Consider the following 25,284-nt stretch of genomic DNA (forward strand, 5'->3'; position numbering starts at 1 on the left):
TTGTGGTGTGATGTCCCAACCGCCCGAGGTTTCCGATGATCCGTTTCGCCGTACCGGTGTTGTTCGCGCTTTCCGTCTCGCCTGCCTTTGCCGGGCAGACCGCGCCGTTGATGCCGCGCCATGACGGCGCGATGGACCACGCCGTGCATATGGCTCAGTCCGAACAGACCGCCGCGCCCGCGCCATTGGAGCCGGGGCAGGGGGCCTTCGCGGCCATCCAGGAAATCGTCGCGCTGCTGGAAGCCGACTCCGAGACTGACTGGTCTTCGGTCGACATCGAGGCCCTGCGACGGCACCTGATCGACATGAACGAGGTCACGCTGAATGCTCAGGTTTCCGTCGACCCCGTCCCCCATGGCACGCGCTTCACGGTGCGCGGCGAGGGGCGCACGGGCGACGCGATCCGCCGCATGGTCACCGCCCATGCCGCGACGATGGCCGGACGCGGTCCCTGGCGCTTCGAAGCAATCGAAACACCTGCCGGCGCGGCTCTGAGCGTTGTTGGCGACACGGATGCGGACGGCGAGAAGATCCGGGCGCTGGGCTTCATCGGCGTCATGGCGCAGGGCATGCACCACCAGCAGCACCATCTGGCGATCGCATCGGGCAACGCTCCGCATCACTAGCGGCTTTGGCTCAGCCGCGGATCGCGGCAACGAATGCCGTCGCCGCCTCGGACACCTGCCCGGCCGTCCAGCCGGGCTTGAACAGCGCCGAGCCGATGCCGTAGCCGCTGGCGCCGGCGGTCTTGAAGGTCGCGGCGTTGGCTGCCGAGACCCCGCCCACCACCAGCAGCGGCACGTCGTCGGGCAGCACCGCCTTCAGCGCCTTGACGCCCGCGGCGCCCGCGATGTCGCCGGGAAACAGTTTCAGCGCATCGGCGCCCGCGCGGATCGCGCGAAAGGCTTCTGAGGCGGTGAAGAAGCCCGGCAGCGAGATGAGACCCCGATGCTTGGTTTCCGCGATCACGCTCTCGTTGGTGTCCGGGGAGACGATGAACCGCCCGCCCAGGTCGTTGACGACGTTGACCTCGCCGACATCAAGCACCGTGCCCGCGCCGACCATGGCGTCCGAGCCCACCGCGTCGATCAGCGTGGCGAGCGCCTTGTGCGCATGCGGCCGGTTCAGCGGCACCTCGATGAGGCGGATGCCTGCGTCGATCAGCGCCCGTCCGACGGCGCCGGCATCAGCGGGTTGCAGGCCGCGCAGAATCGCGACCACGGGCGTGGCCGCAAGGTGGTGGGCGAATGTGTTTTCAAGAGTGCTCATGACAGAAGCTCCGCGTGTTGCGCCAAGGCCAGAAGGCCCGCGTGGGCGCAGGTCTCGCCGGACAGTATCGTGGCGGTGATGTCAAAATGTGTCAGTGCCAGACCGTAGCGTTTCGCCAGTTCGCTGCTGGCGATTACATACGCGGCGCCCGCGTCCGGGTCGAGCGACCGCATGCCGGCGATTTCCGCTCCGATCAGCAGCCCCGACAGGAAATTGTGCTGGCCTTCGCCCGAAAGCCCGTTGAGCAGGCCCTCGGTGCGCACGCCGAACAGAAGATGCGACAGGCCGCCGGGCGCGCGCGCCCGTTCGACGCCGGCGAGAAAGCTCGTCCCGTCGAAGGCTCCGGGCGTCATGGTGCGCGCCAGGAGCCCGTGGGTACCGAGAAGGTCGAACAGCTCGCCGGTCATCGATGTGGCGAATCCGGTGATCTGCCCGTTTTCAACCCGCGTCCATTTGCTGTGCGTTCCCGGCAGGACGATCAATCCTTGCTCGATGCTTTCGAGCGCCATGGCGCCCAGGATCTGGGTTTCCTCGCCGCGCATCACATCAAGCGCGCCGGAGGCGGCGCGGCAGACGACCCCCGGCACCACGAAGGCGGGTGCCGCGGCAAAGGGAACGCGTTGCAGTTTTCCGGCGATGGCGGAAAGGCTTGCGGGCGCCTCCACGTAGGGCGTCTCGATCCAGCCCTGCCTGGAGCCGATCATCCCGGCCATCAGCACGGGCGCATCGCCCAGCCAGGGGCCGAGCTTGTCGGCGAGATAGCGCTCGAAGCCGGTGGCCTCGCCGGTCATCTGCAGGATGCCGCCGCGCGGATCCTCGATCGCCTCGAGCACCGCCCCCGAGGCATCGAGCCGCGCGGCGCGAAACCGGGTCGTCCCCCAGTCCACGGTGATGATGGCGCTCATGGCTTTTTCTCCCAGGCTTCGCCGGTCATCGGGCGTTCCCTCCGGCCGTGGCGTCGCGGATCGCCTGCCAGATCTTCTCCGGTGTCGCCGGCATCTCGATGTGGCGGATGCCGCAGGGCTTGAGCGCGTCGACGATGGCGTTGATCACGCACGGCAGCGCGCCCACGGTGCCGGCCTCGCCCGCGCCCTTGACGCCGAGCGGGTTGGTGGCCGTGGGTACCGGATGGCTGATGACCTCGATCGACGGCAGGTCATTGCTGCGCGGCATGCGGTAGTCCATGAAGGAGCCGGTCACGAGCTGGCCGCTGTCCGCGTCATAGACGATGGCCTCGCCCACCGCCTGGCCGTATCCCTGCGCCACCCCGCCGTGGATCTGGCCCTTGACCAGCATCGGGTTGACCACGGTGCCCACGTCGTCGGTGACCACATAGGAGACGAGATCCGTCTGGCCGGTCTCGGGATCGATCTCCACCTCGCAGATGTGGCAGCCGTTGGGAAATGTTGCGTTTTCAGGCGCTTCCTTGACCTCCGAGGTCAGCCGGTCGGGCGCCCTTGCCGCGAGATCGTGCAGATGGATGGCGGCGTCCGTGCCGGTCACCCGGAAGGTGCCGTTGTCGAAGACGATATCCTCGATGCTGGCCTCCAGTTCCTCGCTGGCCAGCTCCAGTGCCTTGCGCTTGACCTCTTCGGCCGCGCGGTAGAGCGCCGTGCCGCCGGTGCACATGGTGCGCGAGCCAAAGGTGCCGACGCCGTCCTTCACCTGATCGGTGTCGCCGGTAACGACGGAAAGCCGGTCGTCGGCCAGCCCCAGCATCTGTTTGGTCATGCGCCGGAAGGTGGTGGAAAAGCCCTGGCCGCAGTCCTGGCCGCCCATCAGCAGTTTGGCGTTTCCGCTCTTGTCGAAGCGGATTTCCGCGAATTCCGCGAACGGCTTGCCGAAGGGGCCGCCGGCGATCTCGATCGGATTGACCAGTCCGATGCCGCGCAGCAGGCCGCGCGCCTCGCTGGCCTTCCGCCGGGCCTCAAAGCCATCCCAGTTGGCCGCTTGAAGCGTTTCCTCGAGAATCGCGGGAAAGTCGCCGCTGTCGTAGGTGTAGGTGAGGCCAGTCTTGAACGGCATCTGGTCCGGCTGGATCAGGTTGCGGCGGCGGATGTCGGCCCGGTCGATGCCCAACTCACTGGCCGCGATGTCGATCAGCCGCTCGATGGCAAACGTCGCCTCGGGTCGTCCGGCGCCGCGATAGGGCGTGGTCGGCTGGGTGTGGGTGTGCATGCCGTAGACCAGCGCATGCACGGCCGGCGTGCGGTAAACGCCTGCCAGGCCGCCGATATTGCCGGTGGAGGCCTGCGGCGTCATGCGGTTGAAATAGGCGCCCTGATTGGCCAGCGTCTCCACCTGCAGCGCCAGAAACCGCCCATTCCTGTCGAGTCCCAGCCGCGCGGTGGTGAGATTGTCGCGCGCGTGCGGATCGCCGAGGAAGGATTCATTGCGCGAGGCCAGCCAGCGCACGGGCCGGCCCAACTGCCGCGCCATCCACAGCACCAGCGGATACTCCGGCATCGGCGCGTTCTTCATGCCGAACGAGCCGCCCACGTCGTGGGTGACGACGCGGATCTTTTCCTTGTCGATGCCGCCGAGTTGCTTGGCGGTGTATTCGCGCACCGTATGCGTCGTCTGGGTGCCGAGGGTGAGCGTGTATTTGTTCGCCGCCGGGTCGTATTCGCCGATTGCGGCGCGCGGCTCCATGGCGCAGGCGGTCAGCCGGGAGATGCGAAACGTCAGCTCCACCACGTGATCGGCGGCGTCGATGCCGGCTTGCGTCGCGGCCGCGTCGCCCGCCTCGAAGCGGAAGCCGATGTTGCCCGGCACCTCGTCCCAGACCAGCGGCGCACCGTCCGCAAACGCCTTGGCGATATCGGTGACCGCCGGCAGTTCCTCGTAGTCGACCAGCACCGCTTCGCGGGCGTCTTCCGCCTGCTCGGCCGTCTCGGCCACCACGACGGCCACCACGTCGCCGACAAAGCGCACGCGCTCGTCCGCAAGCACGCCGTATCGGGTGATGAACATCGTCTCGCCGTCCGGCCGCTTGTGGCGCGGCGCGGGCTCGATGATGCCGAATCCCGCAGCTTTCGCGTCCTTGCCGGTGAACACCGCCAGCACGCCGGGCAATGCCAGCGCCTCGGCGCAATCGATGGAGAGGATCCGGGCGGAGGCGACGGGCGCGCGGACGATCGCCATATGCGCCTGATTGTCGAGCGCGATGTCGTTGGTGTAGCGGCCGCCGCCGGTCGTCAGGCGGTTGTCTTCTTCCCGGATCCATTCGGCGTTGGCCGTCTTGGCGTGAGCGGTTTCATTCCCCATGGGCATCAGGTCGACCTGTATTTTTGTGAGAGCTGCGAAGCGGAGGGCCTTGGATTTTATAACAAGGAAATCGATTGCGTACAGCGCCCGGCGTGCCGGTTCGGTCACCCGCCCGGACGATCCCGGCAGCGCGCTATGGTCCGGCGCCCGGATTTGTCCCCGGTGTGGCGGGTGCACGCGAAAATTTTTTGTCTCGTGTGGGGGGAGCGTTGTCCCCGGCGATCTGGCTACCGCAGGATCGGGCGGCACGGCCATTTCTTCTCCCCGCCGGGGAGAAGGTGGCGCGCACGCGCCGGATGAGGGGGCGGGGCTTGCGGCCCATGCTTGGCGGCGCCGACTGTGCCGGCCCTCGGCATGAGGAGTATGTTGCGCGCCTCGCTCTATCGGCACGTCATTGCCCGGCGTCAGTCCGGGCAATCCACTCTGACCTCTGCTTGTTGAGGCGCATGTGATTGGCCACGGACGATGGTCCGGTGATCGTCTGTCCGCCTTTTGGCTGTCGCGCTCAGAGTGGATACCCCGGACTTCGCCGGGGTATGACGTCGAGAGTTTGTGGAGGCGGCGAGTGCCAGTTGGGCCGTCCTGTTGATACTTGCGTTGCGTCACCCTGGACGCAATGCAGCATGAAATGGTGCTTTGCTGACCCGGGATGACGGCCGTGGGTGTGGTGCGCGTCGCAGTGTCTACGTGAAGACATGTGTGGGCCCGGAGACCGGCGGCACGTCACCTCTCCCATGGGGTGAGGTCGGCGCGACAGCGCCGGGTGAAGGGCGCAGGATTCCGCGCATTTCTAAAAACCCGAATCCCCTCACCCCAACCCTCTCCCTGAGGGAGAGGGGGCGGGTTCGACGAGGCTTCGCGTGTGTCGCCATCTCTTGGCACTGCGTGGCGGTGGTGCAGGACAATCCCCGTTCTGGCGGCGGTCGATCGGGCGGCAGACGGTGGAATATCACGCCGATCAATCCCCGTCGCCCTGGGCCGTGCTATTGTTCCGGTCATCGTCGCGGACATAGGCGTGCTTGTGCCGGCAAGGGCGCCTTTCATGGCGACGCCGGTACCGACCTCGATACAGCGCGGCCGCCGGGCGGCGAAGGCGTGCGCGGGACTATTCCGCCGCCTCCTTCTCCGCGTTCCCGGTTGCGGCGTTGGCGCGGCAGACCGCCAGGCGGCAGGGGTCCCAGGTGTGGTCCTCGGCGAAGCGGTCGACGGCGGCGTCGATCAGCATGCGCACCTTGCGCGGCACATGCACTCCGGGCGGGCGCACCGCGTGCAGGGCTGCCTCGGGCAGCGGATAGTCGGTGAGCACCGGTACGAGGCTGCCGGAATGAATTGCGTCGGAGCACAGGAAGGTGGGCAGCGCGGCGAGGCCGAGACCGTCGGTGGCCCAGCGCAGGATCGCCTCGCCGCTGTCGGCGCGCAACCGGCCCTGCGGATGGACGGACACCCATTTGCGGCCCGCCTTGAAGCGCCACTCGGCGACCGTCGCGCCGGAGTAGATCAGGCACTCGTGGCGGTTGATGTCGTCGGGCTGCTGTGGCGTGCCGTGCGCTTCCAGATAGGCGGGGCTGGCGACGACCGCGGTATAGACCGGCGCGATGCGCCGCGCGACGAGGCTTGAATCCTTCAGCCGGCCGATGCGCAGCGCCACGTCGAATCCGTCGCCGACGATGTCGGTGATACGGTCGGAATAGGCGGCGTCGATTTCCAGCCGCGGGTGGCGCTGCGCGAGTTCGGCCAGCAGCGGCGCCATGTAGCGCACGCCGAACGACAGCGGCGCGGACAGGCGCAGCCGTCCGGACAGTCCGTCGCCGCGCTGCTGCACCGCGTCGCGCGCCTCCTGAAGATCGGCCAGAATACGCTCGCCGCGCGCCTTGAATTCCAGCCCTGCGTCGGTGGCCGAGATGCCGCGGGTGGTGCGGCTCAAGAGCCGGGTTCCCAGATCCTCCTCCAGCCGCGCGATGCGCCGGCTGATGATGGATTTCGAGACGCCGAGCTGGGCGGCGGCGCGGCTGAAGCCGCCGGTCTCCAGCACCACGATGAGGCTGCGGATGTCGATGAGGTCGGACATCTGGAGTGGTTCCCTATAACAAGGAACTGCTCGCGCCATTCCTGAGCTTGATGACAAACCGCCTCCGCGATCTTCGTCATACTCGGCCTTGTGCCGAGGATCCATTCTTTTCAATGGCTTATGGATGCCCGGGACAAGCCCGAGCATGACGAACGAGAGTTCAACGGCTTTGTCAGAAGTCTGAGGAATCGCTCTGGCTGTTCCCTTTAAGTCAACAATGTAGTGCTGAACATAGGGCTATTGATGCGCATTTTGAACCACTAGTTTGAGGCTCAGGATTTCAACAGAACCTCTCCCAAGGTCAAGGTGCTTCAAATGACGAACGTTCTCGTGCTCAACAGCTCCGTGTCAGGCGACACGTCGGTCTCCCGCGAGCTGGTGAATGACGCCATCACCCGGCTCAGCGGCGCCAGCGCCGACGTGACCCTGCGCGATCTCGGCGCCGAGCCCGTGCCCCACCTCTCCCAGGACGCGGTGGCCGCCATTCGCGGCGGCGTGACGGCGAATGCGGCGCAGGAAGACGCGCTGGCGCTGTCGGATGCGCTGGTGGCCGAGCTGCTGGCCGCAGACACGCTGGTGATCGGCGCGCCGATGTACAATTTCGGCATCCCCTCGCAGCTCAAGGCCTGGTTTGACTACGTGCTGCGCCCGGGCATCGCATTCCAGTATTCCGAGGCCGGCCCCAAGGGCCTGCTGACCGGCAAGCGCGCCGTGGTCATCGAGACGCGCGGCGGGCTGTACAGCGAAGGCCCGGCGATGGCGATGGACAGCCAGGAGCCGCATCTGCGCAACATGCTCGGCTTCATGGGTATTTCGGACGTGACCTTCGTGCGCGCCGAGAAGCTGGCGTTTGGCGATGACGCGAAGGCCGCCGCGCTGGCCTCCGCCCGCGCGCAGCTCGACGCGATCGCCGCGTAAGGACGCACCGCACCTGAGGCGGGGCTTTCCGAACACGATCGAATATTGAAGGGGCGGGAAACCGCTCCCTTTTTGCGTTGCGCTTGATGCGGTGCGGCCCCTATCAAGGGACGGCCGGTCGCGCGAGGCCGGCCGCAACCGGGAGCCGAGCGTGAGCGCATTGTTTGAGGAACTGGACTACCGCCCGACGCCGATCGGCGCGCTGATCCTGCGCCGCCGGCGCGAGCTGCGCCTGGATGTGGACGTGTTCGAGATCAAGCTCGGCGAGGAGCACCTGATGTCGAGCCTGTTCACGGCCTCGGAGATCGCGCTCGCCGATCTGGGCCTGAAACAGCTTGATCATCAGGGACTTGACGTGGCCGTAGGCGGTCTCGGCCTGGGCTATACGGCGCAGGCGGTTCTGGCGCATGCGTCTGTCGCCTCGCTCGTCGTCATCGACGCGCTGGAGGCGGTGATCGACTGGCATCGCGAGGGCCTTGTGCCGCTCGGGCCGGAACTGACCAATGATCCGCGCTGCCGGTTCATCCATGGCGATTTCTTCTCGCTGGCGGCCTCAAGCGAAGGTCTTGACCCGCAAGCCCCCGGCCGGACGTTCGACGCGGTGCTGGTGGACATCGACCATGCGCCGGATTTCTGGCTCGATTCCGCCAACGCCGCATTCTATGGCCGCGAGGGATTGCAACGCTTTTCCAGACACTTGAAGCCCGGCGGGATCTTCGGCCTGTGGTCGAACGATGCGGCGGACGCACGCTTCACATCCGTATTGGCGGAGGTGTTCGACGATGTGCGCGCGGAACCCGTCACGTTTGACAATCCGCTACGCGACGTGACCGAGACCCAGACGGTCTATCTGGCGCGCAAGCGCGCCTGAGCACCGTGAGCAACCTGTCAGACTATTTTCGCGCTTTTTGAGAGTTATTTGACGGTTTCTAGAGTCGAATTCGAGATGGATTTGAATGGAATTCGAAACGGATTTGACGCCCAGCGCGCAGCAGGACCCGGGAGACGAAATGGCGTTCCGAATCCGCATTCTCTACACCGGCGGCACCATCGGCTGTGTCGGCCGTCCTCTGGCGCCGATGTCCGGGCCGGAGTTTCGCGACGCGTTTGAGGCGCTGATCGCGCCCGCCATCGCGCAGGCCCATCCCGACGCGGTCCTCAGCCTCGCCTGGCTGACGCCGGCGCTCGACAGCTCCAACCTGCAGCCCGCCGACTGGACGGTGATCGCGCGCCACATTCTCGGCGCGCCCGGGGAGGCGATATTTTCGGAGCACGACGCCTTCATCGTGCTGCACGGAACCGACACCATGGCCTGGACGGCTTCGGCGCTGTCGTTCCTGCTCACCGGTGTGGACGCCAACGGCGCGCCCGAGGCGCCGCTCGACAAGCCGGTGATCCTGACCGGCGCGCAACGGCCGCTGTTTCACCGCGATGACGGCGGCCATTCGGTGGTCGCCAACACCGACGCCCTGCGCAACCTGCTGGGCGCCGTCGCCTGCGCGCGGGCGGGCATCGCCGGGGTGGGGCTTTATTTCAACGACACGCTGTATCAGGGCAACCGCGCGCTGAAGACCAGCACCGCGGATTTCAACGCGTTTTCCAGCCCCAACGCGCCGCCGCTGGCGCGCCTGGGCATCCGGCTCGAGACCCTGAGCGCGGCGCCCGGTGGCGGCCTGGCGTCTGGCGGCCCGGCATCAGGCGGCCCGGTGTCCGGCGATGCGCTCGCCCGCGCGCAGGCGCAACTGGCGCATGCGGCCAAGACCATCGATGCGCGCGACGTGGCCGTGGTGCCGGCGTCCCCCGCAAGCGCCGCCGGGCCTCTGGCCGCCATGCTCGAGGCGCTGGCCGAAAGCCCCCGGCTGGGCGGGCTGCTGCTGCTGGGCTACGGCAGCGGCAATCTTCCCACCGACCGGCCGGACGATCCGCGCGCGGGCGCGGTGTTCCGCGCGCTCGAACGCGCGCATGAGGCCGGCGCCGTGCTGCTCGCCGGCACCCAGGTGACCGCCGGCCGCGTCACCGCCGGCACCTACGCCGCCGGCACCTGGCTGGCGGACGCCGGCGCCATCTCCCCGCGCGACATGACCGTGCCGTGTGCCCAGGCCAAGCTGCTGGTCCTGCTCGCCTTGCGCGATGCCGACGGCCGCAACTGGACGCAAGGCGACATCGAGACCCTGATGGGCAAGCCGATCGCGGGGGAGATCAGGTAGGGAAGTAGCGATCGCCAGGTACCGACGCCCCGCGGTTGGCGGCGGATGGGGGCGGGAAGTGGGCGTTCGCGGCGGAATGAACAAACGGCAGCTCTGCGGACAAAGCGGATCGTCTCAAGGGCACCAAATTCAGACTCTTCATGCGCTCTCACGATGAGACGCTGACCTTGGGTCAGGGCATATGAATTTGGCGAAGGTGTGAGACGACGTTTTGAGCCAAGTCAAAAAAAATTGCGCCAGTATGTGTGATAATCCCGAAATAATTTGAAAGGAGTTTAAAGGGCATGGTCGAAAATACGGTTGTTCAGGGCTCCGACCATCGCTTTAGACTTATCAGAGGGAGACAAAGCCATGTATAAAAACATCCTCATCCCAATTCTCATCGATGAGCTTCACGATACACAAGCATCTTATCTTGTGGCGCGTGCCCTGGCGGACGAGGACGCAAACTTCACCGTACTGCACGTAATGGAGGCGGTACCAGGCTTTGTCGCATCCCAAATACCCAGTGATCTTTTGGCCAAGTCGCGCAGTGAGGCTGAGAAGGCCTTGAAACAGTCCGCCGCTGCATTGCCTGGAGCGTCGACGTGCCTCATGTCCGGGCATGCGGGACGCTCGATCGTCGAGTATGCCAATGAGAACGCAATCGACTGCATCATAATGGCCTCGCACAGGCCGGGACTCGAGGACTTCTTCCTCGGCTCAACCGCCGCCAGAGTGGTGCGCCATGCCCGATGTGCGGTGCACATTATCCGCTGAATTGAACATTCGATTGCCCGAAGCAACTTCCGCTTCGGGCGGGGAGCGGACGGATGCTGCAGTCCAAGCCAAGGTCTGCTGTGCGAACCAAGCTGCCTCAGCTCAAGCGCATAGTGTCCCACGTTCGGAGACTACGGCATGGCTATACCATGGCAAACGCGAATATGATTCGGCGACAGGTCGACGTTGAATGCAAGGCAACCAAGTAAAATCCGACTACTTTAGTCAAGATCCGCTGGCTAGACGGGGTGAAAAATGCACTACTTACCCACTGCATTTGCGCAGCTTTTCTTTTCGTGGAAGCTATATCACTATGCTCTTGAGGGGAAAATAGACCGTGAAGGCTTGGACTCCGAAATCACATTTAAAAGCGAAGATCAGAGCCAAATCTTTGTTTTGCCGGCTCGAATTTTTGACAACGAAAATGACTTCATACTCGCATTCGAAAATAATCTGACAATTGCCTTTGGCGCGGCGGCAATCACCCTCGATAGGGCTAGGTACGAGGCAGGGTACGACTTACCCAACCCAATACGATCCGAAAACGATCAGTGTATTGCGCTGTGCTATCAAATTCGGTGTGCATTTGCGCATGACATTGCAGAACCCCGATGGAAAATCAAAGAGCGCTACCGTCGCACCTACGAATTCGGCGGTATACAGATAGACCTCACAAATCTGGATGGAGCGGTCTTTGGTTATCACCAGATCGGTGGCCCGGGCAGATTGATTGCGATCAAAGACTATGCAGTAGTCAATGATTTGGTTGGTAAGCGAGTTAGGTAGGGTAAGGAGCATGGCCTATCGTTCGCAAATCCGGGGTGAATTTATTCGGCGATATTCGGAATGCAAGGCCGCTTATTTGGAAACATCTTGGCGGATGATTCATGAGCGTGACGTAAAACACAGAGCTTTGAATACCGAATTCGGCTACCCAGAGCCTGACGGATCTTTCGGCATTGGGTGCAAGTCCTCTGTCGATCAAGAATACAAACGCCGGTATGACGAGATCGAAAGCCGTTTTCGCAAACCTTATGACGACCAACTTCCAGCGCTCCACCGTTGGGCGTTGGAAAACAGTATGTCCGTATATGAGTGCCTATTGATGGACGATATTTGGGACGATGATTTGAAGGCACTGGCCAAACTCTCAACCATGGAAGAAGACTGGCAGTTTCAACCGATCATAGCGAAAGCGCGCTTTATGGTGGCTCGTTGGAAAGAAGAACACGTTGTCGGAGAGATTCAGCGGCGAGTGAAAATCGAATCCTCGCATTTTCACTATGCCGCCGCGCGCTGCCGCAATCTCTTGGGGCTGAAACCATGGGATTTGGCAGCCCAGAAGGCGATTTTCGACTACGGTAAGGAGTGGAAATCTGCGCTGGAGTTCGCCTTTGGCAGCTTGACAGCCGCCTGATCTTTTAGCCAGAATCCGGGTGGTCCAATGAAGCGGTGGCCTGCCTTCATTATTTCACTACAATCGGATGAAATGTCGGCTTCGGGCTCGAAGTAGTCAATCGTTGCACTGCGCAGCAAGGTCCGCAAAGGCCCGAAACCATCAATCATCGTGTGCTTGAAAACGGCAGCGCACCAGAGGGCATCCTATGCGCTGTGCGCGGCGCCTGGTTGCCTGGTCTCTTCAGTGCCGCGATGCCGGCTTCTGGCGATCTGGGGAATGCTCGACGGCTTTGCCCGGGATCACGACCCGGGAATGCTTGCGGTGCTCATGGAGGGAGACGTGGTTCGGGAAAATTCCGGTCGGTGAATGCGCCGGCGGTGACGCCCGGCCATCCTTCCCCGGTCATCCTTCAATCTGTCCACTCAACCTTCCTTCCACGCCAATTTGGGAAAGGAGGCCTCGGCCATGGGACGAGCATTGCCATCAAGGAAGTCGGAGCCGCGCGATGCGGCCTGCAAGCTCGCCCGGCAGCGGCATTTCGCAGCATTGAACGCGCCTGTGCCCGCCTCTGATCTGGTGTCCTTTGGCTGTACCCTCAAGATACAGCCAAAGTGATCTCCGGTTGTGTCCGCGCCGACAAGAAAACCAGATCGGCATCATTCGATCCGGTGCGGATGCATCAGACCTTTATGCCGAACAGTTTTTCGGCATTTCGGAACGCGATTTTTTCCTTGGCCTCGCGTGGCAGATCCACGGCCCGAAACCAGTCGGTTCCTTCCTTCATGTTCACAAACGGGTAGTCGGTTGCAAACATCACCCGATCTACACTGATGTACTTCAGCAAGAGATCGAGCAGTTCATCCTGGAAGAATGCGCTGGTTGTGAACCAGAAATTGTCATGGAAATACTGCTCGAACGGCTTGTCCAAGCTGTTTTCGGTCACTTCGCTCATCTTTTCCACGATACGTTTGTAGAAGAACGGAAGGCCCTCTCCCATGTGGCCGATAATGATCTGCAGTTTGGGAAACCTGTCGAATACCCCGGACGTGATCATTCGAAGGCATTGAGTAACGACTTCCTGGTGCCATCCATATGCCACGATGCTAAGAACCTGGTCCTGGAACTCCGTCTGATATTCCGGCCGCATATTGCTGTAGTAGATCTGGAAAACGTCGTCAGGCGGGATGCCGGGATGGATGTATATCGGCACATCAAGGGCTTCGGCACGCGCGAGCACGGGCTCAAAATCGGGATGATCGAGAAATTTCTTCCCGATGATTCCATTGGTCAGGGCTCCCAGGAAACCATCTTCCCGAACTGCGCGCTCCAGTTCGTCCGCTGAGGCCTCCGGATTCTGCAACGGCAAGGTTGCAAATGCCTGGAACCGCCCCGGATAGGTGGCCATCGGTCCATCGACAAGCAATTTGTTGAGACGATACGCAAAGTCGATGCCCTCCTGACCTGGGACATTCTGCACACCTGGCGTATGGGCGGAGAGGATTTGAACGTTGATCCCCGCCTCATCCATTGCGCCGATGCGGCGCGGGCCGAGTTCGGCAAGACCAGTATCCTCGAGGAACAGCCTGTCGTTCAGCACCATCAACTCGTGGGTGGAAAAGGTCTCTTCCGTGCCGATAAACGGCAGGTCCTGGTCCCGCAACGAGATGTCCGAGATCTCTGTCGCCGCGGCCTTGGAGATAATGGCAGGCGCGGACAATCCGGCACCAACACCGAGCGCGGCCGCGCCGCTTAGAAAGTTGCGGCGTCCTATTCCAAGGTGCTTCAGGGGTTTCGCGATTGGCTTCATATCAGTTTCTGCTCCGATGTTGGTGTTGCGCAGTATGGGTGCGGATTTCGCTTGGCGGAGACTTCAATTCGAGCCCGAGAGGCCGAGTGGGTCCTTCCGCAAGTACCGCTACGACGGCGTAGATCCCGGGCGATGCCTCTATCGGCAGAATGGTGTCTGCAAGATCTGGCTCATGTTCATTCAGGCAAGCAGAGACGTCTGTGCCAGGGCGCCACCTTTCCGCTGTTGACGCTGACTCCAACGTTGCCGGCGGCACTTGCCGTTTCGTGCTCCACGTTTGCGTGAAGGGTGTGCGTCGCTGCTGATTTGGCGGGCTGAGCGCTACGCGTGCTCATGCCTGAACAGGACGCTCTCGACCAACCCTGTTCCTAGAAGCGATAGCCCAGAACCAGCATGGACTTCGGCTGGACCTTTTGCTTCACGAGAGGGCTGTCCGCGGCGTCCCCCACCAGAAATCCGACTTCCTGTTCAGCGCGGACCATCCAGTTTTCATTGAACATGTAGGTCGCGGACACCGAGAGATCGATGCTTTTCACGCCCGAATCCGGTTTGTATGCCTTGTATCCGGATCGTGCGGCCTGAGCCGCGGTGACGCCAAAATAGGATTCCATGTAGTTCTTGTCGGCGAAGGTCGCGGAGGCGCCCGCGCCAAGCATCAGCTTTTCATTGACCGGTTGCGTGAATTCGGCACCGACCGTGCCCAGGAGCCCGTCGCTGCCACCAATGGTCTTGTCGAAGGAGACGAAAAACTCGGCCGGTCCGTAGCTGAACGTCGTCTTGCCGCCGACGGTCACGCCGCCATCGACGTCGCCCATCCCGCGCAGAGCTTTTGCATCCTTTTCCTTGCGACCGAAGTCGTAGCCGGCCTTCACATCGAACCGGAACGGACCCCGTTCATAGGCCTTCAGCTCGACGCCGGTCGGATCAATCGTCAATCGATCGAAGAAGGTCGCCGAGACGAACGGAAGCGGCGAAACTTCCATTTCATCGCTTCCCTCATATTTGGGCTGATACATCACGCCGGCGCCGATCATGACCTCCCAGTTGTGAAGCTTCTGGCGCACAGGGAAAGCAAAGCGCCGGGGATCGGGCATGCGCGGTACGGCAGCCGGACCGGAATCCGGTGATGCATCGGCGGCGTAGACAAGCGATGGCATGAGCGACATGACGAGTGCGATGGGAACTGTTCCGCGCGCTGCGGACTTCGACTTGCGAAACATGAAATCTCCGATCCTTGCCTTCACACATTTGCCCGCGCAGGGCTAAATCTGAAAAGGCGGTTTTGAGGCCTCTCTTGTGCCACGACGCGGACCGCCGGAATGTTTGCTTGTGTGAAGTTTTGTTGCGGGCCGGCCCGAAAGAGGCGGGATCTGAAACAAATTTTAATATTTCCGCATCCAAAGAAGATGCGCCGCCGTGCTATTCAAAAAATGGACAGAGTGTCGACGGTGAAGGGAGCCAGAGCGTGTCGGACGCCTCTCGAATTCTGATCGTCGAGGACGACACACCGATCGCCGGCATGCTGCGCGACAGCCTTAACGAAAGTGGAATGATCGCGGAGATCGCCCGGGACGGCGTTGCAATGGATGCGTGCATGCGGGCATCCAATTTCGACCTGGTGATCCTTGATGTCATGCTGCCTGGCGAAAGCGGCCTCAGTCTGTGCCGGCGGCTCAGGGTTACGACGGATATTCCCATCGTCATGCTGACGGCAGCCGATGCGGAAATTGACAGGATCGTCGGTCTCGAGATTGGCGCCGATGACTATGTCACGAAGCCATTCAGCGTGCGGGAGCTCATCGCGCGGATACGCGGCCTGCTGCGGCGCGCGGCCTTGCCTTCGCAAAAGGATCCGAGACAAAGGCAACTGCGTTTTGACGGATGGTTCGTGGATCCCATTCGACGGCAGCTCTACGATCCAACCAACGCACGCATCGGCTTGACGACGCATGAGTTCGATATCCTGCTTGCCTTTTGCCGAAACCCCGGCCGCGTTCTGACGCGAGAGGAACTCTTGGGGGTCACCCATGCCGGTCTGGCCGGTCCAATCGAGCGCAGCATTGATGTTCATATCAGCCGACTGAGGCAAAAGATCGAGCAAGACGTCCGCGACCCCGTTGTTATCAAGACCATCCGTCTCGGCGGCTACATGTTTACCGCGAATGTCGAGGAACTATGAGGCTGACGCGTTTCCTGCCCATCACGATAAGAGGCCAGATCACGCTCATCATTGTCATGGCGCTGATCGTTGTCGGCGTCGTCGGCAGAGTATTGGAGCAGTTGGCAAGGAATGCCGCGCCGGACATTGAAGATATCGCCATGCGCGTTGACACGATGGCGGAACTCCTGAAAAACTCCGCACCGGGCACACGCGAGGCAATTCTTTCGTCATCGCGCGCTGCCGGTTGGCGTTTCTCGCTGGAACCCTTTTCGGTCAGCGAGACCTTCACCGGACCGTCGGAACCTGAAGGCGCGCTGGCCATGGCCGTCGACTGGTTCTTTCCAACCGATCACATGCTCCTGCCCGTGGGAGGCTGGCGTACCTTCTGGAACGGGGAGAGAGTGATTGCATCAAAGGTCGACGACTCCACGCTCCTCATCTTTTCCGGTTTTCCGGATACGATCCTGAACAGTTCGATCCTGAACGAGGGCCCATATTATTCTGTTGCCATCGTCGTCCTGATCGCCTTCTTTTTCATATTCGCCATTCGCGTCATAACCGAGCCGATCAAGCGGATTTCCGAAGCGGCCGCGCATTCGGACATTGCAAACAGCACGGAGATTTTCGAAGAACGCGGACCCGTCGAGATCATTGCGCTCGCCCATGCTCTCAACGCGATGCGAAGCCGGATACGGGTGATGGTCGAAACAAGGACACGGATGCTGCGGGGCATTGGCCATGATCTTCGAACCCCGTTGACCCGGTTGCGGCTTCGCGCCGATCGCATGGAGGAAGGCCCGGTGCGCGAGGGACTGTTGTCTGACGTCATGCGCATCGACAGCCTCCTGAACGAAGTCCTGAAATACCTCAGGGAGGACTATGCGACCGAACCCATACAACGTGCTGATGTTGCCAGCCTGCTGCAAACCGTTTGCGCGGAGTTCAGCGATGTCGGCTTCCGGGTCCGGTTCGAGGGGCCCAATCGGACGATCATCGATTGCAAACCACTGGCCATCATGCGCGCGGTGACCAACCTTTGCGACAACAGCGTCAAGTTCGCGACTGAGGTCATTGTCAGTCTGCGAAACGGCGAGGCGGGCTGCGAGATCTTTGTCACCGACAACGGACCCGGAATTCCAGACCATTTGAGAACGCGGGTTTTCGAGCCGTTCTTCAAGGGAGAGGATGCGCGGACGCAAGGGCAGGAAGGTTTCGGGCTCGGACTTTCTATCGTCTCCGATATCGTGCGTGCTCATCACGGCACCGTCTCTCTCGCAGACAACGCGCCGAGCGGTCTGATTTTTCAGATCCTTATCCCAAGCCATGTCCACACCGGGGCCACGATCGAGGCAAAGAGGCCCTCGCCTGGTGTGAATTGAAAATACAACCGCCTTGGCTGGGCCAGGTGTCCACTTGTCCTTCTTGGCTTGCGAATGACATGGCGGCTTCGATGGGTCTGCGGCCCGTGTCGCGATACCCCAGATGTGGGCGCCCGGTGTTGCAATGGATGAGCCAGGCGTCGGGATCGGCCCGCAGGACTTCGACCCTCTCATGGAATGTCTCGCGCATCTCCATGGTGGTCGTGCCGTCATTGCGCGTCCGGGGCATGACGTTGACAGTCTTGTGAAAGCGATCGCGGCGGGTCGGTCACCCACGGTCCGAGCGGGCTAAAGGGATCGGATGGTCCGCCCTTGAGACGGCGGCGCGCGATGGAGCGCGCGGGGATCAGGAACGCTCGGCCAATGCGCCCGCGTCGGTCAGAAGGCCTGAGGCGAGCTGCTCGAATGCCGCGACGGCCTGCTCCAAAACCTCGCGGGGTGCGTCGCTTGCCGCAACCCAGAGCGCGGCGTTGAGGGCGGCGCCGTTCAGAAGCCGGGCGGCGGCTTCGATGGCGACCGGCTTGATCGCGCCCTGCGCGGCCAGGGTCTCCAGGGTGTGCATCGTGGCGGCGAGACACTTGTTCTGGCTTGGCCAGTGCGACGGGTCTCCGAGCACCGCCGGGCCGTCCAGGAGCACAATGCGCCGGATCTCGGGGTCCATGGCCGCCTCGATATAGGCCGCGCCTTCGGCGAGAAGCTTGTCCCAGTCGCTGCCGCCCTGGCGCTCCGCTTCCGCCATGGCGCGCGCCGCCATCTCTCCGTCGACCTCATCCACGACAGCCGCGAGAAGGCCGCGCTTGTCGCCGAAATTGTGATAGAGCGCGCCGCGCGTCAGCCCGGCAGCGGCCGTCAGGTCGTCCATCGAGGTGGCCGCATATCCCTTCTCGGTAAAGGCTTTCCGCGCGGCCACGATCAGCTTGGCGCGGGTTTCTTCCATCATCTGAGCGCGTGTGGCGGCCATCATTCCTCCTTGCGGGCGCATGTCTCGACTATTGACATACGAGGCGTATGTGAATTACGTCGCATACGTATCGTATATGAAACCGCCTCGCGAGGCGACCCACCAAGAGGACGACCGACATGCATCGCAACGAACCCGTTTTCCCAGCCAATCGACACGCCCTGTATGAACAGCATGGCTATTCCGCCGCGATCCGGTCCGGCGACCTGCTCTTCGTATCCGGTCAGGTCGGCAGCCGCCCCGACGGATCGCCGGAGCCCGACTTCGCGAAACAGGTGCAACTGGCCTTCGACAATCTCCTGGCCGTGCTGGAAGCCGCGGGATGCGGATTGGGTGATATCGTCGACGTCACCACGTTCCACACCGACCCCGAAGCCCAGATCGGGGCCGTCATGGAGGTGAAGAGCCGCGTCTTCGCCGAACCACCCTTGCCGAACTGGACCGCGGTCGGCGTTACCTGGCTTGCCGGGTTCGACTTCGAGATCAAGGTCATCGCCCGCTGTCCCGCGGCGTAGAGCGTTTCCTTGTTAATTGGGATCAATTCTGTTGGTCCAAACCGGTTCGATCCGCGAGGAAACGGGCGAACGGCGTAGCCCATGCTACGGCGGAGGCCGTTGACGCGGCGGACGGCCGGTTTCGACCAACCCTTTGGGCGGGATGAATTTTCCCGATTATCGGCGAGGCCCGTCTCGGCCATATCCGCGATATGCCCTTCGCCAATCCTCTTGATCCTCGACAAAATTCATCTCCGCAGAATGGTTCTATTTAACAAGGAAACGCTCTAGAAGGCCGCCGGCGCGGCCGCGATCGCTGCGCCGGCGGCTTTCATCGAACCCGCGCCGGCTCGCGAAAGGCGAATTGCCATCCGCGCCATGCTTCGGTTAGTCTACTGGCAAATAGAACAAGTGATCCGCGTATCAGCGGTGCCCTAGGGAGGGGCAACGCATGCTTATCCTGATCGTCGACGACCACCCGTTGGTCTGCGCGGCGCTGGAGGCGACGCTCAAGGCGGCGTATCCCGGCGGCCGTTTCATCCAGGTGCATTCCGCCGCCGGCGCCATGGAGATCGTGCGCCAGCGCGACGACATCGATCTCGTGATGCTGGATCTGAAGCTGCCCGACGTGGACGGCTTCAACGGCTTGCGCGATCTGCGCGCCACCGCCCCCAAACTGCCGGTTCTGGTGCTCTCGGGGCTGGACGACGCGCGGCTGGAGCAACTGGTGCGCACCTATGGCGCGCTGGGCTTCCTCAACAAGAAGGCCTCGGCCCAGGAGATCGTCGGTGCCGTGCGCTCCGTGCTCGCCGGGGAGACCCATTTCGCGCTCTCGGATCTCGAAAGTTCCGACAGCGACGTGATGCAGACCGCCCGCGTCATCCAGACGCTGACGCCGCAGCAGTCCACCGTGCTGCGCATGCTCGGCGAGGGGCTGCTCAACAAGCAGATCGCCTACGAGCTGTCGATCAGCGAGTCGACCGTCAAGGCGCACGTTTCCGCGATTCTCAAGAAACTCGACGTCTCTTCGCGCATGCAGGCCGTGCTCATGGCGCAGGGCGGCGTGTTCGACCAGGCCATCGGGCTTACGCCAAAAGGCGAGGAACGCACCGGGACCTATTCGAGGTAGGGGCGGACCCTCATCCGGCGCTGCGCGCCACCTTCTCCCTGGCAGGGAGAAGGGAAGGGGTTGCCGCCGAGCGCTGCGTCTGCCGTATCCGCCCCCTCTCCCTTCAGGGAGAGGGTGAGGGCGGCGAGGTCAGACAGATACGGATAGCGTTGACCCCCCTCATCCGGCGCTGTGCGCCACCTTCTCCCCGGCGGGGAGAAGGGAAGGGCTTGCCGCCAGGGCCTGCATTTGGCCTTGATATCGTGCCGTCATTCATCTCCATCGTGCCATTCCCGTGACGGCGGGCCTGCAGGACCCGCAGGCCGCAAGATGCGCGCCAAGGCAGGCCACACGGAAGATTAGGCTCCGGAAAGGCCTGCGGCCCACCGAGGATGACACCGGGGAAAAGCATGAAGACAGTGAGGGCATCGCATGGGCCGCCCAAGTACCACTGGTCCGCCCGCTGATTGTCCGGGATGGTCGGCGGGGACGAGGATGCGGGCGGATTTCCGGTGCGTGGTCTCAGAAAAGAAACCGCATCCGCGGCGGGCGACGTGATACGACCGTGGTCAACCTGAGGGACCACCATGACGACTCAATACGCCGTGCAGAGTTTTCGCAAGAAGGGCCGGGCGCTGATCGCCGATCAGCAGCGCACCGCGCGCAGCGCGGATGCGGCGATCGTCATGGCCGAACGCATGGCCACGACGCGGGACGGCGTGGTCGCCTACTCGCAGGAGGTCGATGCGGAGACCGACTGCTACGACGAGCCGACGATTCTCTACCGCAGCGGTCTGTTGCCGCCGGAGCTTGCGGCGTAGCCGGCAAACCCCGCGCCAATTCCCGCATTTGCTTTGCCGAGCACGCATGCGCGCGGCGGGCCCGGATCGCAAAGACCCGTGATCCGGAAAGCGCACGCGTTCCGCGTGCCCGTCCGGTCCGGTGTTGCATGACAGGGCGCGAGGCCGCTTTCCGGAGCGACGGGCGCCCCGGAAAGCCCAAAGCCGCGCTTGGGCGCCCGAGGGTCTACGTGTCCTTGGACAGCGCGATCTGGCAGGCCTGGGCAAGGTCGCGATTGGGCCGTTCGGCGCCCAGAGGGGTCGCCCAGCCGGCTTTTTCGACGATGCCGCGCCGCTGATAGCTGCTGGCCGCCTTGAGTTCCGCCAGAACTTCCGCCGCCTTGGGATCGGTCGTTGAGCTGCGGATGCAATAGGGGTCAAGACAGCGGCAACCGCGGCTTCGGAGGAATCGCTGGAAAGCGCGTTCGCGGAACTGCTGGTCATCCAGCCACCCCAGTTGAAGCCGACAATCGCCAGGGCGACGGCGCCCGCTGCCGCGCCCATGAGCGCGGGTTGTGTCCATTCGGGAATCTGCATGATTGACGTCCAATCGGTTGGGGACAGGCACGTATGATCACGTGCAGGTACCGCATTGTAGCACACAAATGCGTACAACTTGCATGACAAGACGATGTATTTTTATAGAATACGACGCGAGATACCACACTGAGAGATTGATCTCATCCGGAACAGGATGCTCAGGTGGGCCCCTTTTCAGCTTTCTGGATGTCGATATATTTCATGATAATTTGACGAGTGTGCGTTTGTTGCGGGCATATAAATCGGCCGCGCGGCGCGAAAGACGAATTTATTTAAAATATCTATGCCGCGACAGCGTCCAGGGAGAGACGTGCCGTCGCCGGCCGGGGACATAACGCGCGGCAAGGGAAGCACGATCACCTCGCGTCCGGGCGCCCCCTCATCCGGCGCTGTGCGTCCCCTTCTCCCCGGCGGGGAGAAGGGAAGGGACTGCGGACGGTCCGGTGGCTGCCGCCGAGCGCCGTGTTTGCCGCCGAGCGCCGTGTCTGCCGTATCCGCCCCCTCTCCCTTCAGGGAGAGGGCTGGGGTGAGGGTGCTTACGCCCCTACGGCGAGATGCGACAGATAGGCCCGGAGCTGTCCCGGTTTCACGGGTTTGGGGAAATACTCGATGGAAGCCGCCTTGGCGCGGTCGGTGTTTTCGCGGGTCTGGTCGGCGGTCACCAGGATGCCGGGGGTGGCGGGGCCGTCCGGGCCGTCGAGTTCCCTGCGCAGCCGGGTGATGGCGTCGATGCCGTCGAGCGCGCCGTCCAGATGCAGATCGGCGATGATCACGCTGGGGCGCAGGCCCCGGCGCCGCGCGATCTCCAGCATGGCGTCGAACGAGGCGGCACAGACGTTGTTCAGCCGCCAGCTGTCGAGCAGCTTGGTCATGGCGCGGGAGACCTCCGCGTCGTTCTCCAGCACGAAGATCACCTGATCGGCCGGATGGCGGGCGCGGACATGCGCCGGCGGCTGGGCGATGAACACCGGCGCGGGGCCGGAGGCGGGATCCTGATGCGCCGGGGTCCGGGGACCGGGAAGCGCCTCCCGGCCGCCGCTTGCGCCGCGCGCCGCCAGCGGGACGGTGACCGAAAAGCACGAGCCGCCAACCCCGCCGCTGTTGGGACGCGAGTGCAGGCCGATCGGGTGGTCGAGCAGGCGCGCGGCGCGCTCGACGATCGCCAGCCCCAGCCCCAGCCCGCTGGTGGCCTGGGCCGTGGCCGAGGCGCGCTTGAACTCCTCGAAGATCACCTTGTGATCCTCCGGCGCGATGCCGGCGCCGGTGTCGTGCACCTCGATGCGGATGCGGCCGCCGGCGTGGCGCGCGCCGATCAGGATCGAGCCGCTGGCGGTGTATTTGAGCGCGTTGGAGAGAAAGTTCTGCACGATGCGGCGCAGCAGCTGCGGATCGGAACAGACCACGGCGCTGGATTTGACGATGCGCAGGCGGATGCCGTGCTGGCGCGCCAGCGCCCCGAATTCGGTCTCCAGGTTGCGGAACAAGGCGCCGAGATCAATCGCCACGGGTTGGGGCCGGTAGCCGCCCGCGTCCATCTTGGAGATGTCCAGAAGCGCGCTGAGCAGATCCTCGGTGGAATGGAAGGCCTGGGAGATGCTGTCGAGAAGCTCGCGGTCGTGCGGCTGCACGTTGGTGGAGTTCTCCAGCGCCGAGAGATAGAGACGCGCCGCGTTGAGCGGCTGCAGCAGGTCATGGCTGGCGGCCGCCAGAAAGCGGGTCTTCGACAGGTTCGCCTCTTCCGCCGCGCGCCGGGCGCGCTCGAGATCGGCGGCGGTTTTTTCGTGCCGGCGGACCTCGTCGTGCAGGATCTCGTTGAGTTCGGTCAGCTCCGCGGTGCGCTCGATCACCCGCTGCTCCAGCTCCTCCTTGGAGCGTTCCAGCACCCGTGCGGCGTCGATCTGCGCGGTGACGTCGGTCAGCGTGATGACGAAACCATCGTCGGGCATGGTGCGGAAGTTGGCCGCCACCACGCGGCCGCCGGGATAGAAGATCTCCAGCCGCAGCGGATAGCGCTTGGTGACGTTGGCGATCCAGAAGCGCGCCTCGATCTTGCGCTGGGAGGGCACCCGCGCGCCGTGGCTCCAGATCAGCTTCAAGAGCGCGCCCACGGCCATGCCCTGGTGCACGTCCACGTAAGGCAGGTTGAGCAGCATGGCGGCCTGGGAGTTCCACGCCACCAGTTTCAGCTCGTCGTCGAAGACCACCACGCCTTGCGCGATGGAGGCGACGGTGGTGACCAGCACGCCGGACTGCTTGTCCGCCTTGGTCAGCCGCCGGGTTTCCTCCAGCCGCTTGAAGTGGGTGATGTCGGAGACGATGACGACCTTGCCGCCTTCATCGGTGTCGCGCTCGGAGAACTGGATCCAGCGGCCGTCCGACAGCAGCTGCTGGAACTGGCAGCGCTTGCGGCGGTGGCGCTCGGTGCGCGCGGCGATCCAGGCCTGCGGGTCGGTGACGGCCTCGGCCACCACCGCCTCATCCGCCGCGCGGCGCACGATTTCCTGGAAATGGGTGCCGGGTTTCAGGAGGTCTTCCATCATTGGGAAGAAGTTGCGGTACTTGCGGTTGCACAGGACGATGCGGTCGTCGCTGTCGTAGAGGATAAAGCCCTCGCCGATGGAATCGATGGCCTGCTGCAACTGGCGGCGGGCGATCTTGGCCTCGCTCATGGCGCGGGCCACGCGCTGGATGCGCTTCTCGACGCTGGTCTCCAGCTCCGCAACCGACTGGAACAGCTTGAAGGCGTTGCCGGTGAAGTCGTGGCTGCGGTCGACCTGGCGGATCAGCGCGTCGCGCACGGTCTTCAGCTTGACGTTCTCGCCGCGAAGCGACGCGTTTTCCGCCTCCAGCGCGCGCAGCCGGTCCTCCAGCGCGTCCGCGGTGTTCAGCGACAGGATGCTCATGCCGGATCCCTTTCGGCATCCCTCACGGCGGGCCTCCGATGGCGAGCCCGGTGAGCGTCTGGCTCAGGTGCAAAAACCGGTACTGTTCGCCGTAGGTGTTGAAGCCGATCATGTTGTAGCGCTCGAAGATCTTCAAAAGGTCCGGCTTGATGCCCAGCCGCTCGGCCTCCAGCCGCCTGAGGATGCAGTCGAAGCACAGCACGACCTCGAGAGAGCCCAGGCGCTCGTCGATGCGCGCCATGTTCTTCACCAGATTGTCGCGCATGTCCTCCGGGTGCGCCAGCGTGAGCACGATGCCCTCGTCGATGGCGCAGAAGAAATGCAGCGCGCCGTCCGCGCCCACCTTCTGGATGGCGCGCACGTGGTACTCGCCGCCCACGCGCACCAGCAGCGGATTGGCGGCAAACAGCTCCGGCGTCAGCTGGGAGAGATCCGCGCCGATCATCCGCGCGTATTCGGCCGCCGCCGGCTCCGCGTTGATCGACCAGACGATGCGGCGCTCGGGATCGGCGCTGGTGACGACGATCTTCTCGTCGGTGGGCCAGAAGTGCTCGAACTTGAACACCTCCACGGGCCGCGAGGAGGCGCCGATGACCACAAGCGCGGAATCCTCCAGCACCTGGCCGTCATAGAAGATCTGCGTGGTGTCGAAATTCAGATTGTCGCCGGCGGAGGCTCCGAAGATCGGCACCTCGTCGAGCGCCGCGTAGGCCGAGGCCGCGATTTCCTCCTCGCGGCGCGACAGCCCGTCGACCAGCAGCATGGCGAAGAAATTGTCGCGCCCGGGCTCGAGCCGGCGCAGCAGGTCGAAATACACCTGCTCGATGGCCTCGCCGCTGCCGGCCATGGAATAGTCGCGCAAGTTGGTGAGCAGGCAGGTCTCGAAGGTGAAGGCGGAACGGTCGAAGCCGACGGCGATGGCGCCGTCTGCCTCGTAGCGCGTGGCCGTCAGGCTGCCGGCGGTGGTGCAGCCCACCACCTTGGTGCCCGGATACTCCTTGGTCAGCGCGTCGAGGATCTCCTCATACGGCAGGTTGGAGGAGACGAAGAGGGTGATCAGCGCCGGGTTGCAGCCGCGCATGCCCAGCATCAGCTCGGCGATGATCCGCTCCGGCTGGCGCGATTGCGACCACGCGCGGGCGACCACCGGCCGCGCCGGGGCCTCGGTGTCGGGGAAGCCGGCGTCGGCGATGTCAGGGGGGACG

General features: G+C 63.5%; 22 protein-coding genes and 1 pseudogene. 12 read left to right on the top strand and 11 right to left on the bottom strand.

Features of this window, described 5'->3' with window-relative positions:
- Window positions 1–35 precede the first annotated feature (35 nt).
- A complete protein-coding gene (locus D1F64_RS06255; protein WP_205470672.1) occupies window positions 36–626 on the top strand; it encodes a hypothetical protein in 591 nt (196 codons plus the stop codon).
- Window positions 627–636: 10 nt separating this feature from the next.
- On the opposite strand, the gene D1F64_RS06260 is transcribed toward D1F64_RS06255, so the two are convergent.
- The 4 genes from D1F64_RS06260 to D1F64_RS06275 all read right to left on the bottom strand — a co-directional run bounded on the left by D1F64_RS06260 (window position 637) and on the right by D1F64_RS06275 (window position 6,604).
- Window positions 637–1,269 (bottom strand): 2-dehydro-3-deoxy-6-phosphogalactonate aldolase, encoded by a 633-nt coding sequence (locus D1F64_RS06260; RefSeq protein WP_117411722.1) that lies wholly within the window; start codon window positions 1,267–1,269, stop codon window positions 637–639.
- Window positions 1,266–2,174 (bottom strand): 2-dehydro-3-deoxygalactonokinase, encoded by a 909-nt coding sequence (locus D1F64_RS06265; protein ID WP_117411723.1) that lies wholly within the window; start codon window positions 2,172–2,174, stop codon window positions 1,266–1,268. The genes D1F64_RS06260 and D1F64_RS06265 overlap by 4 nt, the downstream gene beginning before the upstream one ends.
- 25 nt (window positions 2,175–2,199) lie before the next feature.
- Window positions 2,200–4,542: a xanthine dehydrogenase family protein molybdopterin-binding subunit gene (locus D1F64_RS06270; protein ID WP_248304642.1), complete on the bottom strand. Its 2,343-nt coding sequence runs from the start codon at window positions 4,540–4,542 to the stop codon at window positions 2,200–2,202.
- A 1,099-nt stretch (window positions 4,543–5,641) separates the two neighbouring features.
- A complete protein-coding gene (locus D1F64_RS06275) occupies window positions 5,642–6,604 on the bottom strand; it encodes a LysR family transcriptional regulator (protein WP_117411724.1) in 963 nt (320 codons plus the stop codon).
- 315 nt (window positions 6,605–6,919) lie between these two features.
- On the opposite strand from D1F64_RS06275, the gene D1F64_RS06280 reads away from it, so the two are divergent.
- From D1F64_RS06280 to D1F64_RS06305, 6 genes are all read left to right on the top strand, one after another.
- Complete coding sequence (locus D1F64_RS06280; RefSeq protein WP_117411725.1) at window positions 6,920–7,522, top strand: NAD(P)H-dependent oxidoreductase; 603 nt, start codon at window positions 6,920–6,922, stop codon at window positions 7,520–7,522.
- Window positions 7,523–7,673: 151 nt separating this feature from the next.
- Window positions 7,674–8,393, top strand: coding sequence for a spermidine synthase (locus tag D1F64_RS06285; protein WP_117411726.1), 720 nt, complete (start codon window positions 7,674–7,676; stop codon window positions 8,391–8,393).
- A 139-nt stretch (window positions 8,394–8,532) separates the two neighbouring features.
- On the top strand, window positions 8,533–9,729 hold the full coding sequence (locus tag D1F64_RS06290) for an asparaginase domain-containing protein (protein WP_162901341.1): 1,197 nt from the start codon (window positions 8,533–8,535) through the stop codon (window positions 9,727–9,729).
- Between the two features lie 351 nt (window positions 9,730–10,080).
- A complete protein-coding gene (locus D1F64_RS06295) occupies window positions 10,081–10,488 on the top strand; it encodes a universal stress protein (protein ID WP_117411728.1) in 408 nt (135 codons plus the stop codon).
- A 255-nt stretch (window positions 10,489–10,743) separates the two neighbouring features.
- Complete coding sequence (locus D1F64_RS06300) at window positions 10,744–11,274, top strand: hypothetical protein (protein ID WP_117411729.1); 531 nt, start codon at window positions 10,744–10,746, stop codon at window positions 11,272–11,274.
- A gap of 10 nt (window positions 11,275–11,284) precedes the next feature.
- Window positions 11,285–11,905, top strand: coding sequence for a hypothetical protein (locus D1F64_RS06305; RefSeq protein ID WP_162901342.1), 621 nt, complete (start codon window positions 11,285–11,287; stop codon window positions 11,903–11,905).
- Window positions 11,906–12,566: 661 nt separating this feature from the next.
- On the opposite strand, the gene D1F64_RS06310 is transcribed toward D1F64_RS06305, so the two are convergent.
- A complete protein-coding gene (locus D1F64_RS06310; RefSeq protein ID WP_117411731.1) occupies window positions 12,567–13,694 on the bottom strand; it encodes an amidohydrolase family protein in 1,128 nt (375 codons plus the stop codon).
- A 368-nt stretch (window positions 13,695–14,062) separates the two neighbouring features.
- The gene (locus D1F64_RS06315; RefSeq protein WP_117411732.1) at window positions 14,063–14,914 is read right to left on the bottom strand and encodes a MipA/OmpV family protein; all 852 of its coding nucleotides are present in this window, start codon (window positions 14,912–14,914) and stop codon (window positions 14,063–14,065) included.
- 299 nt (window positions 14,915–15,213) lie between these two features.
- Here D1F64_RS06315 and D1F64_RS06320 point away from each other — a divergent pair, with 299 nt between their 5' ends.
- Window positions 15,214–15,873 (top strand): response regulator transcription factor, encoded by a 660-nt coding sequence (locus tag D1F64_RS06320; protein WP_248304754.1) that lies wholly within the window; start codon window positions 15,214–15,216, stop codon window positions 15,871–15,873.
- On the top strand, window positions 15,870–17,234 hold the full coding sequence (locus tag D1F64_RS06325; RefSeq protein WP_117411734.1) for an ATP-binding protein: 1,365 nt from the start codon (window positions 15,870–15,872) through the stop codon (window positions 17,232–17,234). The genes D1F64_RS06320 and D1F64_RS06325 overlap by 4 nt, the downstream gene beginning before the upstream one ends.
- 37 nt (window positions 17,235–17,271) lie before the next feature.
- Here the strand turns inward: D1F64_RS06325 and D1F64_RS24315 are convergent.
- Window positions 17,272–17,430: pseudogene (locus tag D1F64_RS24315) on the bottom strand (IS481 family transposase); the annotation flags it as partial.
- Between the two features lie 150 nt (window positions 17,431–17,580).
- Window positions 17,581–18,195 carry a TetR/AcrR family transcriptional regulator gene (locus tag D1F64_RS06330; RefSeq protein ID WP_117414468.1) on the bottom strand — a complete coding sequence of 205 codons (615 nt, stop codon included), beginning with the start codon at window positions 18,193–18,195 and terminating at the stop codon, window positions 17,581–17,583.
- A 119-nt stretch (window positions 18,196–18,314) separates the two neighbouring features.
- Between D1F64_RS06330 and D1F64_RS06335 the strand changes: the two genes are divergently transcribed.
- From D1F64_RS06335 to D1F64_RS06345, 3 genes are all read left to right on the top strand, one after another.
- Entirely contained in the window at window positions 18,315–18,710 is a 396-nt protein-coding gene (locus D1F64_RS06335; protein ID WP_117411735.1) for a RidA family protein, read from the top strand.
- 430 nt (window positions 18,711–19,140) lie between these two features.
- Complete coding sequence (locus D1F64_RS06340; RefSeq protein WP_117411736.1) at window positions 19,141–19,818, top strand: response regulator transcription factor; 678 nt, start codon at window positions 19,141–19,143, stop codon at window positions 19,816–19,818.
- A 566-nt stretch (window positions 19,819–20,384) separates the two neighbouring features.
- Entirely contained in the window at window positions 20,385–20,618 is a 234-nt protein-coding gene (locus D1F64_RS06345; RefSeq protein ID WP_162901343.1) for a hypothetical protein, read from the top strand.
- A 205-nt stretch (window positions 20,619–20,823) separates the two neighbouring features.
- Here D1F64_RS06345 and D1F64_RS06350 read toward each other — a convergent pair whose 3' ends face one another.
- The 3 genes from D1F64_RS06350 to D1F64_RS06360 all read right to left on the bottom strand — a co-directional run bounded on the left by D1F64_RS06350 (window position 20,824) and on the right by D1F64_RS06360 (window position 25,226).
- Window positions 20,824–21,159, bottom strand: a complete 336-nt coding sequence (locus D1F64_RS06350) for a hypothetical protein (protein ID WP_248304643.1) — start codon at window positions 21,157–21,159, stop codon at window positions 20,824–20,826.
- A 553-nt stretch (window positions 21,160–21,712) separates the two neighbouring features.
- Complete coding sequence (locus tag D1F64_RS06355; protein WP_117411738.1) at window positions 21,713–24,079, bottom strand: PAS-domain containing protein; 2,367 nt, start codon at window positions 24,077–24,079, stop codon at window positions 21,713–21,715.
- Between the two features lie 22 nt (window positions 24,080–24,101).
- Window positions 24,102–25,226: an FIST N-terminal domain-containing protein gene (locus tag D1F64_RS06360; RefSeq protein WP_117411739.1), complete on the bottom strand. Its 1,125-nt coding sequence runs from the start codon at window positions 25,224–25,226 to the stop codon at window positions 24,102–24,104.
- Window positions 25,227–25,284 lie beyond the last annotated feature (58 nt).

The organism is Breoghania sp. L-A4 (assembly GCF_003432385.1).
Taxonomy (GTDB): Bacteria; Pseudomonadota; Alphaproteobacteria; order Rhizobiales; family Stappiaceae; genus Breoghania.

Bases quoted from the DNA above. Each gene is read 5' to 3' on its own strand.
- D1F64_RS06255 (WP_205470672.1), top strand. From the start codon at position 36: ATGATCCGTTTCGCCGTACCGGTGTTGTTCGCGCTTTCCGTCTCGCCT.
- D1F64_RS06260 (WP_117411722.1), bottom strand. From the start codon at position 1,269: ATGAGCACTCTTGAAAACACATTCGCCCACCACCTTGCGGCCACGCCC.
- D1F64_RS06265 (WP_117411723.1), bottom strand. From the start codon at position 2,174: ATGAGCGCCATCATCACCGTGGACTGGGGGACGACCCGGTTTCGCGCC.
- D1F64_RS06270 (WP_248304642.1), bottom strand. From the start codon at position 4,542: ATGCCCATGGGGAATGAAACCGCTCACGCCAAGACGGCCAACGCCGAA.
- D1F64_RS06275 (WP_117411724.1), bottom strand. From the start codon at position 6,604: ATGTCCGACCTCATCGACATCCGCAGCCTCATCGTGGTGCTGGAGACC.
- D1F64_RS06280 (WP_117411725.1), top strand. From the start codon at position 6,920: ATGACGAACGTTCTCGTGCTCAACAGCTCCGTGTCAGGCGACACGTCG.
- D1F64_RS06290 (WP_162901341.1), top strand. From the start codon at position 8,533: ATGGCGTTCCGAATCCGCATTCTCTACACCGGCGGCACCATCGGCTGT.
- D1F64_RS06295 (WP_117411728.1), top strand. From the start codon at position 10,081: ATGTATAAAAACATCCTCATCCCAATTCTCATCGATGAGCTTCACGAT.
- D1F64_RS06300 (WP_117411729.1), top strand. From the start codon at position 10,744: ATGCACTACTTACCCACTGCATTTGCGCAGCTTTTCTTTTCGTGGAAG.
- D1F64_RS06305 (WP_162901342.1), top strand. From the start codon at position 11,285: ATGGCCTATCGTTCGCAAATCCGGGGTGAATTTATTCGGCGATATTCG.
- D1F64_RS06310 (WP_117411731.1), bottom strand. From the start codon at position 13,694: ATGAAGCCAATCGCGAAACCCCTGAAGCACCTTGGAATAGGACGCCGC.
- D1F64_RS06315 (WP_117411732.1), bottom strand. From the start codon at position 14,914: ATGTTTCGCAAGTCGAAGTCCGCAGCGCGCGGAACAGTTCCCATCGCA.
- D1F64_RS06320 (WP_248304754.1), top strand. From the start codon at position 15,214: ATGCTGCGCGACAGCCTTAACGAAAGTGGAATGATCGCGGAGATCGCC.
- D1F64_RS06325 (WP_117411734.1), top strand. From the start codon at position 15,870: ATGAGGCTGACGCGTTTCCTGCCCATCACGATAAGAGGCCAGATCACG.
- D1F64_RS06330 (WP_117414468.1), bottom strand. From the start codon at position 18,195: ATGGCCGCCACACGCGCTCAGATGATGGAAGAAACCCGCGCCAAGCTG.
- D1F64_RS06335 (WP_117411735.1), top strand. From the start codon at position 18,315: ATGCATCGCAACGAACCCGTTTTCCCAGCCAATCGACACGCCCTGTAT.
- D1F64_RS06340 (WP_117411736.1), top strand. From the start codon at position 19,141: ATGCTTATCCTGATCGTCGACGACCACCCGTTGGTCTGCGCGGCGCTG.
- D1F64_RS06345 (WP_162901343.1), top strand. From the start codon at position 20,385: ATGACGACTCAATACGCCGTGCAGAGTTTTCGCAAGAAGGGCCGGGCG.
- D1F64_RS06350 (WP_248304643.1), bottom strand. From the start codon at position 21,159: ATGGACACAACCCGCGCTCATGGGCGCGGCAGCGGGCGCCGTCGCCCT.
- D1F64_RS06355 (WP_117411738.1), bottom strand. From the start codon at position 24,079: ATGAGCATCCTGTCGCTGAACACCGCGGACGCGCTGGAGGACCGGCTG.